Consider the following 13,330-nt stretch of genomic DNA (forward strand, 5'->3'; position numbering starts at 1 on the left):
GAAAGTGCCGACCGTGGAAGGGATTCATCTGCTGTATCTCGAAATAAATAAGATATTTAGCTTATCATGTCAGCCTATTTGCAACAGTGCCATCTCTACATCCATTTCATAAACTTCCAACCTTGATACATTCTTTTTAACACATCAACTTAACAAAATAAAATATATATGCTCTTTTAAATTAACATTTTCCACAATTATAAAAATAGCTCCTCTTATTTACAAAATAAAAGAAGCTATTTTTCTATTTAAATAATTAATTTTAAATATATTTAAAACAATTACACTTCAAATAAATTAACAAATTAATTAGGTATATGATTCAGAACGGTAAATCATCATCTAAATCAGACGGTGCTGTCGCCATAGGCTTTACCGGCTGCTGCTGAGGTTTAGGTGATTGGAAACCTTGATTAACATTGCCATAGTTGCCTTGAGGCGCCTGATTACCATAACCACCTTGAGCAGGCGCTTGGTTCCCATAACCACCTTGGTTATTATTATTGAAACGAGGTTGCTGATAACCACCATCACCTTGATTATCACCTTGCTGACGATTATTAGAATCTAACATCTGCATTTGTTCGCCACGGATTTCTGTCGTATAACGCTCTTGACCATTTTGGTCTGTCCACTGACGGGTACGTAAAGAGCCTTCAATATAAACTTTTGAACCTTTACGTAAATATTGCTGTGCAATTTCACCTAAACGATTATGTAAGACGATACGGTGCCATTCTGTTTGTTCTTTGCGTTCACCTGAGTTTTTATCTGTCCAAGATTCACTTGTTGCAATTGAAAACTGCGTTAATGAACCACCATTGGGAAATGTTTTTGTCTCAGGATCTTTACCTAAAGTACCAACTAAAATAACTTTATTCACGCCGCGCATGTGCTCTAATCTTCCTATTCGATTCTATGTTTTACTTTATAAGAGTTATGATTAAATGGCTACCTCTTTACCCAACAAGTGCGTTAAATGTTGTCGCGCAGTGTCATCTAACTGCTGCTTATCAACTTTGACATAGACCACTTGTTGATCAGTCATCACCACGACCTCTTCAATACCACGAATTGCCAGTAACTGAGAAGTCCATTCATCTGTTTCTTGGACTTTGGGCAAACTCAAAATCAGTGATGATAAATAACGTGGCTGCTTTAATCCAAAACTAATCAACAGCCAAAGAATGGCAATTCCTGTCAGCCCCCCCCAGCCTAGAGCAGTGTTATTTAACATCAGCAATTGCCCACCCAGTATACCACCAAAAAAAGCACCTAAGAATTGACCACTGGCATTCACACCCATTGCTGTCGCTTTGGATTGGATAGGTGCTGCCTTCGATAACCAAGATGGCAGTAGTGCTTCCATCACATTAAAGGCAATAAAGAAAAGACCTAAACCAAGCAACAAAATGTATTTCGATTCAAATCCAAAAATCATCACGATCAAACCGGCGATGATCCCAGCAATCGCAGTCAGAAAAATACCTCGCATTTTTCGATATTTTTCAGCAAGAATGATACTAGGAAAAGCAAAAAATAAACTGATTACCAATAAGGGAAGATAGATCAAACCATGCTGAGCTAAAGGAATATCTGCAAAGTCAATCAATTGAGAAGGCACATAGATGAACATCGCCGTCAGCAATAAATGCAAAGCAAACACAGAAACATGTAAGCGATTTAAATCGCCCATTTTCAAAACTTGTTTTAGCTGCGTGAGATAACCTTGCTGAAAATTTTTATGATGACGTGTTGTTTTGGGAACAAGAAATAGCATTGCAATGGCAAGTAATCCCATGAGTGTGGTCACCCAGAATAAGCCTGAAATACCCACCACGCTGGTCAACCATGGCCCTAAACTAAATGCAATAACGAAAGAGAGACCAATACTCATCCCCATCATTGCCATCGCCTTCATACGATTTTCTTCACGCGTAACATCTGCCAATAACGCCATGACGACAGCAGAGACAGCTCCACCCCCAGCTATTGCACGCCCTATAATCACACCATAGATTGTGTCTGACATTGCTGCGATTGCACCACCCAAGGCAAACAACAATAAACCCAATACGATCAGCGGCTTTCGGCTATAGCGGTCTGCAATCAAACTAAAAGGAATTTGTAGTATTGCCTGAGTCAAACCATACACACCTACGGCCAAACCAATCAAAGCAGGTGTTGCATATTCATAAGCCTGTCCCGCAACAGAAAAGACCGGGACAATCATAAACAGACCTAACATTCGCAATGCAAAAATGCTGCTCAATGCAAATGTGGAACGGCGTTCTAAGGCATTCATCATAAAATTTAGGTTATCGCGTGATTTCTATGTCTACTTTGATTATAGAATATTCGGCTGATGAACAGGCATGAATTTTATTTGAAATAAAGATCAACACCATCTGTTTTCCCTAGAGCAAAAGCCTTAAGCCAAAAAAGCACAGCTTGTGCTGTGCTTTTTTCGATGTGTTCATCTAGCCTTGTAGCGCTTGACGCTTCTTATATTGAATAGATGCAATCACTGCCCAAACAATAAATGCTACACCAATCAGACCTGTTACCACTTCAGGAACATGTACGCCCGTACCACTCGCAATCATAATGAAAGCCAATGCACCAATTGCATAGTGCGCACCATGTTCTAAATAGATGTAAGCATCTAAAGTACCTTTCTCAACGAGATAGATGGTAATCGAACGAACAAAGATGGCACCAATCGCGAGACCTAACATAATCACCACAACATCTGAAGTAATGGCAAAAGCACCAATCACACCATCAAAACTAAATGATGCATCCAATACTTCTAAATACAAGAATCCACCGATACCCGCTTTGACTACGCCTGTTGGCACACCATTACTATCGTGACCAATTGCATTACCATTTTCATCAATTTCAGGCTCACCACCCAGCAAATGGCTCAGTACTTGTACCCCAATATAAATGACGATGCCCCAGATACCCGCCATAGTCACGACTAAGCGTTTAGCTTCATCAACATTAGCTGCCATGATCAGTAAAGCCACTAAAGCTACAAATACAGATAGTGCAGGTACAGATGCCAGTTTCGCTAAACGACGCTCAATCCATTTGAACCAATGCGTGTCTTTGCCATCATCCAAGAAAAAGTTAAGGAATACCATCAATAAGAATGCACCACCGAATGCTGCAATTTCAGGATGATGATTCATCAGTCGTGCCGAATATTCTTTAGGGTCATTTAATGCCAAATTGACAACTTCCATCATGCCCATATCCGCTGTGACCGCGACGATCACAATTGGGAAGATTAAACGCATACCAAATACTGCAATGAGAATACCCACAGTCAGGAAAAGCATTTTCCAAAAGTGATCCCAATGACGAAGGACTGAAGCATTCACGACAGCATTATCAAAAGAAAGTGAAACTTCCATCACAGCTAAAATTGCAGTAATGGTCAGTACGGTGAACATGGTCTTGAGGCCAGCTTCTGGACCATGGGTATAACCCCAATAGGCAGACAGCGCAAGACACACGATCGTGAATACGATAGAGAAACCAAAATGTTTCCACATAATCTAGCGACCTTATAAAAAATGAGGTGAATCAATAAAAATTTTACAAAACATAAACTTAGAGTTTTTATATGACGATTATTAAACAAAGTCTGTGCTTAGTGATTTGTAAAAATTCTATAAATTGAATGTCTGATTTCTAGCGCTAAAAGACACTCAATTAAACTGTACTAATTATGACGAGTTTTCAAAATTTATCCAAAGTTCTTCGTATGATTTTTTTGTTGAAGATGATGTATCGCTCAAGCTAGTTTTGTAACGACAAATTGATATGATCTTAGATGATACCTAGAGATGATTTTATTCAGGATGGATTTATGCGTTTTTCAGAAGCCGTTTGGCAACGAAACTACGATTTATATCAAAAAACATTAGCACTCCCTTTTAACCAAGAACTGGCGCTTGGAACACTCGATCGAGAAGTTTTTTGCCATTACGTCATTCAGGATGCGCATTATCTGGTTGCCTATGGTCGAGCATTGGCTATTTGTGGTGCTAAAGCATATGACTCCGATGCCATTATTCAATTTACGCAAGGCGCTAATGAAGCAATTGTGGTTGAACGTGAACTGCACAATGGTTTTATGCACGAATTTGGCATCACTAAAGCTGATTTTGAAAATACACCTTTGACTGCTGCTTGCCATCATTACACCTCATTTCTGACAGCTACTGCATGGTCAGAGAGTTATCCTGTCGTTTTAGCTTCATTACTGCCGTGCTATTGGATTTATGCGGAAGTGGGCAAAGACATTCTTAAACGTAATATTGCAAATAATCCTTATCAAGCGTGGATTGACACTTATGCTGGCGAGCATTTCAACGAAGAAGTACGCAAAGTCATTGAAATTATTGACCGAGTTGCGGCAGAAAGCGATCAACATACCATTGAAAAAATGCATCAAGCTTACACACGGGGAGCTGAACTCGAATATTTATTCTGGGATAGTGCCTATCATCAACGTCAATGGTTAAGCCTAGATCACTCATGATGCTATCACCTGCATAACCAAATTAAAGGTCGGTGATCTAAACTGCATTGCCGACTTTCAGGCTCATTTCGATTTAAATGGATTTAAGACTGGATTTTAAAGCAAACTTCAAGCACAATTACTATTGATAATAATTCTCATTATCATAAATAAAATTTACTTGAGGTTTTCTATGCAACATTCACTGGGAACAGAAGCAATCCGTGCATATTTCACTTTACAATGCTGTTGGTTAAATAGTGAAGAAGTTTATTTAGAAAAAGGATGTACACAGTGTGGATCTGCTGCCACATATCTCATTTATTTTACCAATCATCATATTCAAAATTTAATGCTCGACTTCATTGCACAATACTCTTGTTCAAGCTCTATACGTTTTGATTTTCTAGATTTACAACATTTCGAAGCCGAATATAACGATTTTCTTCAACACTTAGAAAAAGAAGTAAATTTTTACGCACGTCAACATCATGCTATTGAAAGACATATATGTTTTGAACAGGTGGACTCTATTTTCGAACGTCACTATTCACGTGTTTGCTGATCAATATTCACCCGAAATTCACTTATATTTAACATCCTGTGGCTCATCATGACATCAAATTTGTGAATTGATTCTGTCTTGTTCATCTATTTAAAATCAGATTGCAGGAGCTCTCAAAGCACTTTACATTGGACTTTTGCTGTTCAATGAAATTTTACCGACATAATTTGTCGTGTTTTATTTTTCATTTGTGCTTGAACAAAATTAAATCGCTATCATATATCACCTTCACTCAGCATATTTTCGAGATGTTTTATGAGCCAAAGTCATATCCGTATTCGAGGCGCACGCACCCATAACTTAAAAAATGTGAACCTTGATATTCCACGCGATAAATTCGTGGTGATTACGGGACTTTCAGGTTCAGGTAAATCTTCACTGGCTTTCGACACCTTATATGCAGAAGGTCAACGTCGCTATGTTGAATCTTTATCTGCCTATGCACGCCAATTCCTATCCCAAATGGAAAAACCTGAAGTCGATTCGATTGAAGGTTTAAGCCCAGCTATTGCCATCGAGCAGAAATCGACCAGTCATAACCCACGTTCAACGGTCGGTACGATTACTGAAATTTATGACTATTTACGTTTGTTGTATGCTCGAGTGGGTACACCCTACTGCCCTGAGCATGACTTGCCGATGGTGGCACAAACCGTGTCGGAAATGGTTGATGCGGTTAAAGCACTTGAAGAAGGTACGGCTTTATTGTTACTTGCTCCTGTTGTACGTGAGCGCAAAGGTGAATACACCAATTTATTTGAGCAATTACAAAGCCAAGGTTTCGTCCGTGCACGTGTAGACGGTGAAATCATGGAAATTGATCCACCGCCTGAACTGGATAAGAAGAAAAAACATACCATTGAAGTCGTGGTCGACCGTTTTAAAGTCCGCGATGACTTAGGCAACCGTATTGCAGAAAGTTTTGAAACTGCACTGCGTTTAGGTGGTGATATTGCTATTTTGTCATGGATGAAAGGCGAACAATCTGATCGTGTGTTTTCAGCAAAACACTCATGTCCTGAATGTGACCGTGCCGTTGCCGAATTAGAACCTCGTCTGTTTTCTTTTAACAACCCATTTGGTGCTTGCCCCGTCTGTGATGGTTTAGGGACACGCAGCCATTTTAGTTCTGACAAACTCATTCCAAACCCTGAAGTCAGCATCAGTCAAGGAGCAATTCGTGGTTGGGATCGTCAGCGTCCATACTATTACAGCATGATTGAAAGAGTCGCTGCACATTTCGACTTTTCTCTTGATACGCCGTGGAATGAACTTGATGCGGATACCAAAAAGAAATTCCTTTACGGTACAGGCAAAGAAAAAATTGATTTAAGCTATATCGATGAACGTGGTCGCCGTCATAACCGTGTGATGGCTTTCGAAGGGGTTTTACCACATTTAGAACGCCGTTACCGTGAAACTGAATCAAACTATGTACGTGATGATTTAGCTCAGTATTTATCGAATGCTGCATGTGACGCTTGTGGCGGTTCACGTCTCAATGAAATTTCACGTCATGTGCGTGTCAAAGACAAAACCATTGCCGAAATTACCAAAATGTCGATTGGCGATGCTGAAAGCTATTATCAAGATCTCAATCTTGAAGGCGCCAAAGGTGAAATTGCCGATAAGATTTTTAAAGAAATTCGTGAGCGTTTGCACTTCCTTGTATCAGTCGGCTTGAACTATTTAAGTCTATCTCGTTCAGCCGAAACCTTATCAGGCGGTGAAGCACAGCGTATTCGTTTAGCTTCGCAAATTGGTGCTGGCTTAATGGGCGTCATGTACGTGCTGGATGAACCATCGATTGGTTTGCATCAACGTGATAATGACCGTTTGCTTGAGACTTTGGTTCGTTTACGTGACCTTGGCAATACCGTTTTAGTGGTTGAGCATGATGAAGATGCCATTCGCGCAGCGGATCATATTATTGATATTGGTCCGGGTGCAGGTGTGCATGGTGGTCACGTCATTGCCGAGGGGACTTATGACGAATTGGCAGCCAATGAAGACTCTTTGACCGGTAAATACTTGTCAGGCAAATTAAAAATTGAAGTGCCTAAAGTTCGTGTACAACCACCTAAACCTGATGAGCAAATTAAGCTGATGGGTGCATGTGGTCACAACTTAAAGAATGTCGATTTGACTATTCCATTGGGTGTGATGACCTGTGTGACGGGTGTATCGGGTTCAGGTAAATCAACCCTCATTAACCGCACCTTATTACCGCTTGCTGCAACACAATTGAATGGTGCAACGACGTTAACGGCAGAAAAATTTGATTCGATTGATGGCTTACAATTCCTCGATAAAGTCGTGGATATTGACCAAAGCCCAATTGGACGTACACCGCGCTCAAACCCTGCAACCTATACAGGTTTGTTTACGCCAATTCGTGAACTCTTTGCTCAAACCCCAGAAGCCAAAGCACGTGGGTATGCCGCAGGTCGTTTCTCGTTTAACGTGAAAGGTGGTCGCTGTGAGGCTTGTGAAGGCGACGGTATGATTAAAGTGGCGATGCATTTCTTACCGGATATGTATGTGCCATGCGATGCCTGCCACGGCAAGCGTTATAACCGTGAAACTTTGGAAGTCGGCTATAAAGGTAAAAACATTTCTGACGTGTTAGAGATGACCGTTGAAGATGCAATGCATTTCTTTGATGCGATTCCTGTGATTCACCGTCGTTTAGAAACTTTACATCAAGTTGGTTTAGGTTATATCCGTTTGGGTCAGTCGGCAACCACGCTTTCAGGTGGTGAAGCACAGCGTGTGAAACTTGCACGTGAGTTGGCGAAGCGTGATACAGGTAAAACACTGTATGTGCTTGATGAGCCAACCACAGGTTTACATTTCCACGATATTGCGAAACTTTTGGATATTCTTCATGAGCTACGCAATAAAGGTAATACCATTGTGGTGATTGAGCATAACTTAGATGTGATTAAAACTGCCGACTGGATTGTGGACTTAGGTCCTGAAGGTGGTGCTGGTGGCGGTATGATTATTGCCGAAGGTACGCCTGAAGAAGTAGCGAAAAATAAGGTTTCGCATACGGCGAGATTCTTAAAGCCGATGTTAAAGTGATTTTGAAAGGGCTCATAAGAGCCCTTTTTAATTGTCTAATCTTGAAATCAGATAATTCATATACTCCGTATAGAAAGGCTCTTTCTCTGCTTTTTCTTTATATATTTCAGTAATCAACTGGCGAATTCTTTGGCTTGTCTCTTGATCCTCTTGATTATCTAATATTTTCTTAACAACATAGCTACTATTGAGAGATGTGAATCTCGCATCATTATTTATTTCTTCAAAAAGAAGTTTTTCCCACTGTTCTTTACTAGCGTATTCAATTGCTAATTCATCTCGATCATTCCAAACTTCATTTATATAAACTTGAAAAATTGCATCAATCAGCTTTGGTAATTCTTCTTTAGAAGGTTGATGATTTAAAATCAACTCCTTAAAAACAGGTCTTATTTCATCATCATCTTGAATATTATAAAAACTTTGACGCTCTTTATTCTTTTGTTCTTTAATCCATTCACAAATATTTTGCTCCAATGATGTAACATCCTCATTAAAAATTTCTAAAATTTTTAAAGCAAAATTTAAATTATGAATATTTTCTAAGCCAACTACAGCTTTCGTTGCTTTATGGAAAATCTTTGGAAAATTCTTGCCTACTCGAAGCCCCCAAAAATCTTCACACAACTTATGAAAATCATCTTTAATTTTATTATTTTCTTCAGAAATCATCGTGGAGTTTGCTAGGTCATGTAATAAAGTCCAATTTGGCTCTCCTTTTTGATCAAACCATTTTTTAAACTCCATAAACCATTCATCAGAATAAATAAATTTGTAATCTAGTGACTTCAATGATTCATAGGTTTTACGTTTTCTCTCAGACCAATCAGTCTGATTTTTCTCAAGCCTTGACTTTATATCTTCCCAATTAAACTCATATTTTTTTCCAAAATCTTCAATGAAATATCCTTGAAGAACTCTTATAAGAATAATCTTTTTTGTTGAATCAGCAACGTCTTGCGATAATTGCTCTCTAAATTTTTTATAAAGTTTGATCACTTTTTGAAAAAATCGAAAATTATGAATTTCCATTTCATCAGCAAACTGCACCATTAAACCTACTAATGACTCATCTATATCTTTTGTATTTTCACGAAGTAAAGGTTCAACAGAAGTAATTTTGATTGTTTCATCAATCAATTTTTCTTTGTATTCAGCATATTTTTTTTGATTGTCATCTTCATTTTTCGTTTCATCTAAAATCAATATAACTTGGCAATTTCGCTCTAATTTAAGCTGATTTGCTAGACCCATTACATCTTTTATATCTAACTTTTTAGACATTCGTTCAAAGTCATCAAAGCAGATGATTGCATCTCTGACTTGAGAATACAAAACTGCTTCAAAAATTTTAGCTGATGAGTTGATACTAAATCCTTCAGTACTTCCACTCATTTTTACATCACGAAGTGCTGATAATCGTTTCTTTACAAAAGTAGGAATCTCAAAATTCTGAGAGGACTCTATATTGAAATAATTACTGCTCATATTTGTTGAAATAGCAGTTTTGAGATCAGAGATACTCTCTATTCCAAATAAAGATACATACGCGTATTTTTTACTAAATATTTTGTCTTTATTCTTTCTTTCATAACTTGGCTTTTGCTTTATTTCATTTTCTTCTTGTTCAGCTCTTCTTTTGATAAATCTATACCAACTAAAAGTCTTTCCTACTCCCCAACATCCCGTAATCGCAATTGCGATTCCTTTATTTTGATTCTCTTTAAAAATAGTTTCTAAACTTTGTTCTTGTTGAATATTCATTGCCTAAAATAATTCATGCTTTTTATATACTTATAAATAAAAAAGAAATGAAAAACAATCAGCTTGACACTGTATTACGCCCTGCTGCTTTGGCTTTAAATAAGGCTTGGTCTGCCTTAGCAAATAAGGCTTTCCAAGAATCAGCACCTACCGCAACACCCACACTGATCGAAACCGTAAATGATTGACCTTGCTCATCTGTAAATTGTATATCACCAATACTCTTACGCATCTTTTCTGCAGCACGTAAACCATGTTCAAGGTCTAAATTTTCAATCAACACCAAAAATTCATCACCACCAAAGCGTACGACCAAATCCGTAGAACGAACATTATGACTTAAACAATTTGCCACCTGCTGAATGACTTGATCCCCTGCCACATGACCATATTGATCATTAACCTGTTTAAAATAATCAATATCTACAATCATCAAACACGTTTGGGTAAACTTATTGGGCTGAGCCTCCATAAGTTTGGTATAGGCTTCTAAAGCAAAACGATTTGAAACACCTGTTAATTTATCAGTATTGGCAATATTCTTTAATTCAAATTCAAACTCATCACGTTGATGCAACATTTTCTGAAGTTTTTGCATCGCTTCGTGTAATGAATGTACTTGTTTCTGCTGATCTTCAATAAAATGACTATCGACCAAAGCATTGGCATACGACAATTCAACTAATTTATCTCTCACCATGATAAGCGGCGAAATAACTTTACGTTGAACATAGATCATCGTAAATAAAGCAGCCAATAGTGAAATTAAAGAGACTATCAACGTGAGTATAAAGTTGAGTTGATTCGCGTCTTTTTCTGACTTTGCGATTTCAACGCTCTTATTGAGCAAATAGTCTTGCAAATCGATAACTGTTAAGAATTTACCAGATACAGCTACACTTAATTCAGTCCCTGATAAAAAATAAGGTTGTCCTTTTCGGCTTTCATCAATTAATCGCATGATGATGGGTAAGCCCTGATCAATAAACTGAGTTTTCACTTCTTGGTGTAAACGAGCGAACTCAGCTGTACGATGGCGTTCGGGTTGGATGGTATTCACTAAATCCCACAAATAGCGAACTTGTTTTTGCGTTTGTAATGCGCGTGCAATATTGTCACTTGGTAACGGCTGCTGAAATGTCACATGTGCAGTTACATTTGAAGCAACACGTCCAGCCTGATCACGCAAATCTGCTAACACCAAAATCATGGTGTAATAATGCCCCATCGAACTGTCTTTACTTTTAGACTGCATTACCAGTTTTTTCAGTAAATCATGGCTGCTATCCCACGCATTAAACATTGTAAGAATAGCCTGATCTAAAGCTTCAGGCGTACGCTCTGCAAATGGCAACGAAATATAGTGATCGACTTGTTTGCGACCTTCCGCTAATTTTGGATTTAGGTATTGAGCGACGTACTCTTCTAACCCATCATATCCAGACTGATCTAATCGATGAATCGAGACCTTAATTTGTTCATCTACTCCCGCGCGATACTCAATAAGCGCTTGTTTATTTTTTTCAAACTCTTCTTGTGAACTCGACATTGCCATGTTCGCAGGGCCACGCTCGCGTGAAATACGGTTCGCTAGAGCAGCAACAGCTCGAAGATTTTCAATTTCAATCAATGCTGTTTGTGATTTCTGATATTCGCGATAATGGCTAATGACCAATGGGATTGAAATACAGAGGATAGATAAGACGATAATCATCACGAACACAAATAGGCGGCGACCAATTTGCTCGGAATGTGATTTTAACATCCAAACTACCTCTAAAATAAAAGACCGTATAAAGCGGTAAGATTTATAAAATTTCTTTGAACTTAGTTATATTTTACAATATAACCATGTTTAAAAAGCACTTAAAGCACAAGTTTTTATTTAAGAAACAATGTGATAAATATCACACTATTGTAATGCCGTAAATTTTTTTTGTTCAATATTTAAATTATTTTTCCACCAATATACAAGTGATATATTTCGCAGTATTTACTTTTTTTGAATTAAAATCAGATGATTATTTTGATCACTTAATCAGCATCGAAAAAATAGATCATGCGCATAATTTTTAATCATTATACAAACCTCATCCTTTAAACCATAATGCTTACATCGCAAAGATACTGATTCATATCAGATTTGCTTAATGAATTTTGTTCTACCCTCGGATGTTTCTCCCACATACAGAACATCCTTTTTCAGCCCAGCCATCCCAATCGGCTGGGTTTTTTTTATCTTTTATATGACTTTTAACGTAAATAATGAAAGAAACCAAGTCGATCTAAAATATCTAAAGTGATTTCCTTGCGTTGCTGAATTTGATCACCATTTTTCATTTCTAAATTTAATGCAAAGGCAGTGACTTGACCGCTGGCTTGTTCTACAAACCCCACATACCAGCCTACCTGAGGCTCAATATCCATTCCCCAACCACTTTTGGCATATAGCTTATTCGCACCACGTGATTCGACATACATCATGTCCCTTACATCTTGTTGTACATCTCTACGAAACGGCAATGACAACTGTGCCAATCTATAAACAAATTTAACTTGTTGTTCAGGTGTAATCTCTAGAGGACCTTTTAACCAAAATTGATCTATCTGATCCCCGACTTTTGCATTTCCATACTGAATTCGACTTAATTCCTGTTGCATCAATGTTGGTCCAATACGGTGTGCTAAGGCTTGATACACAGGTACAACAGATGCTTGTAAGGCTTCACCAAGCGTAAAATCACGTTGCCAACTATCAAATGAACGTTTATTTCCATCCCATTTAAACACTTCATACCGAGTTGATTTATGATGTTCTAATCCAATCAAAGCATTCACTATTTTAAAAGTGGATGCAGGGATAAAATTTTCTTTTGCTCTTGTTCGATCAGAACCGTAAGTTTTAACGTGTTTGCCATCATAGGTGATAAATACACCTTGAATATTTTGCTGATTAAATAGGGTCTCAATATGATGCTGATTCTTTGATTCACTGCTATTCAGCATTGAATCGTCTTTTAAATCGTATGCTTTTGTTCTCGGATTAATATGATCTAAGGCCTGGCAGGCAGATAAAAAAACAGACGTTAAAACAAGTGCAACAACGTAGATTCCTTTCAATTCAATGTTCCAATTTGACCAATGCATTTAATTCAATTTTGACAGATTATTTCCAATTTTTTTGTCTATTTTTAACACTTTTTTTAAAAATAATATTTACATGTGCAATATGCTGGTGCATAATGCCCCACATTAGGGCGAGATAGAAATATACCTCAGCAGAATTTCTGTATTTCCCTCAAGTTTTGGCAAAAAAACCTAGTTTTCATAGAAAACTAGGTTTTTTTTTGCTCAGTATTGATAAAGAATACACCCAA

Annotated in this window: 9 protein-coding genes; 3 read left to right on the plus strand and 6 right to left on the minus strand. The window is 37.9% G+C overall.

Annotated features, from left to right (window positions below; all coding sequences use genetic code 11):
- Positions 1 to 322: 322 nt before the first annotated feature.
- From ssb to AC1M9I_RS12105, 3 genes are all read right to left on the minus strand, one after another.
- Positions 323 to 892: a single-stranded DNA-binding protein gene (gene ssb / locus AC1M9I_RS12095; RefSeq protein WP_481586849.1), complete on the minus strand. Its 570-nt coding sequence runs from the start codon at positions 890 to 892 to the stop codon at positions 323 to 325.
- A 51-nt stretch (positions 893 to 943) separates the two neighbouring features.
- The gene (locus AC1M9I_RS12100; RefSeq protein ID WP_481611102.1) at positions 944 to 2,308 is read right to left on the minus strand and encodes an MFS transporter; all 1,365 of its coding nucleotides are present in this window, start codon (positions 2,306 to 2,308) and stop codon (positions 944 to 946) included.
- A gap of 172 nt (positions 2,309 to 2,480) precedes the next feature.
- Positions 2,481 to 3,566: a DUF475 domain-containing protein gene (locus tag AC1M9I_RS12105; RefSeq protein ID WP_179999088.1), complete on the minus strand. Its 1,086-nt coding sequence runs from the start codon at positions 3,564 to 3,566 to the stop codon at positions 2,481 to 2,483.
- Between the two features lie 317 nt (positions 3,567 to 3,883).
- Between AC1M9I_RS12105 and tenA the strand changes: the two genes are divergently transcribed.
- From tenA to uvrA, 3 genes are all read left to right on the plus strand, one after another.
- On the plus strand, positions 3,884 to 4,558 hold the full coding sequence (tenA, locus tag AC1M9I_RS12110) for a thiaminase II (protein WP_481586851.1): 675 nt from the start codon (positions 3,884 to 3,886) through the stop codon (positions 4,556 to 4,558).
- A 172-nt stretch (positions 4,559 to 4,730) separates the two neighbouring features.
- Positions 4,731 to 5,102, plus strand: coding sequence for a hypothetical protein (locus tag AC1M9I_RS12115; protein ID WP_481611103.1), 372 nt, complete (start codon positions 4,731 to 4,733; stop codon positions 5,100 to 5,102).
- Between the two features lie 255 nt (positions 5,103 to 5,357).
- Positions 5,358 to 8,189, plus strand: coding sequence for an excinuclease ABC subunit UvrA (uvrA, locus tag AC1M9I_RS12120; RefSeq protein ID WP_481611104.1), 2,832 nt, complete (start codon positions 5,358 to 5,360; stop codon positions 8,187 to 8,189).
- Positions 8,190 to 8,216: 27 nt separating this feature from the next.
- Here the strand turns inward: uvrA and AC1M9I_RS12125 are convergent, their stop codons facing one another.
- The 3 genes from AC1M9I_RS12125 to blaOXA all read right to left on the minus strand — a co-directional run bounded on the left by AC1M9I_RS12125 (position 8,217) and on the right by blaOXA (position 13,100).
- Positions 8,217 to 9,953, minus strand: a complete 1,737-nt coding sequence (locus AC1M9I_RS12125) for a KAP family P-loop domain protein (protein WP_481611105.1) — start codon at positions 9,951 to 9,953, stop codon at positions 8,217 to 8,219.
- Positions 9,954 to 10,011: 58 nt separating this feature from the next.
- Positions 10,012 to 11,718: a GGDEF domain-containing protein gene (locus AC1M9I_RS12130; protein ID WP_481611106.1), complete on the minus strand. Its 1,707-nt coding sequence runs from the start codon at positions 11,716 to 11,718 to the stop codon at positions 10,012 to 10,014.
- Positions 11,719 to 12,206: 488 nt separating this feature from the next.
- On the minus strand, positions 12,207 to 13,100 hold the full coding sequence (blaOXA, locus tag AC1M9I_RS12135; RefSeq protein WP_481611107.1) for a class D beta-lactamase: 894 nt from the start codon (positions 13,098 to 13,100) through the stop codon (positions 12,207 to 12,209).
- Positions 13,101 to 13,330 lie beyond the last annotated feature (230 nt).

The organism is Acinetobacter sp. ANC_7553, from assembly GCF_056779895.1.

Coding starts and splice junctions, on each gene's coding strand:
- AC1M9I_RS12115 (WP_481611103.1), top strand. CDS start 4,731: ATGCAACATTCACTGGGAACAGAAGCAATCCGTGCATATTTCACTTTA.
- uvrA (WP_481611104.1), top strand. CDS start 5,358: ATGAGCCAAAGTCATATCCGTATTCGAGGCGCACGCACCCATAACTTA.
- AC1M9I_RS12125 (WP_481611105.1), bottom strand. CDS start 9,953: ATGAATATTCAACAAGAACAAAGTTTAGAAACTATTTTTAAAGAGAAT.
- tenA (WP_481586851.1), top strand. CDS start 3,884: ATGCGTTTTTCAGAAGCCGTTTGGCAACGAAACTACGATTTATATCAA.
- ssb (WP_481586849.1), bottom strand. CDS start 892: ATGCGCGGCGTGAATAAAGTTATTTTAGTTGGTACTTTAGGTAAAGAT.
- AC1M9I_RS12130 (WP_481611106.1), bottom strand. CDS start 11,718: ATGTTAAAATCACATTCCGAGCAAATTGGTCGCCGCCTATTTGTGTTC.
- blaOXA (WP_481611107.1), bottom strand. CDS start 13,100: ATGCATTGGTCAAATTGGAACATTGAATTGAAAGGAATCTACGTTGTT.
- AC1M9I_RS12105 (WP_179999088.1), bottom strand. CDS start 3,566: ATGTGGAAACATTTTGGTTTCTCTATCGTATTCACGATCGTGTGTCTT.
- AC1M9I_RS12100 (WP_481611102.1), bottom strand. CDS start 2,308: ATGATGAATGCCTTAGAACGCCGTTCCACATTTGCATTGAGCAGCATT.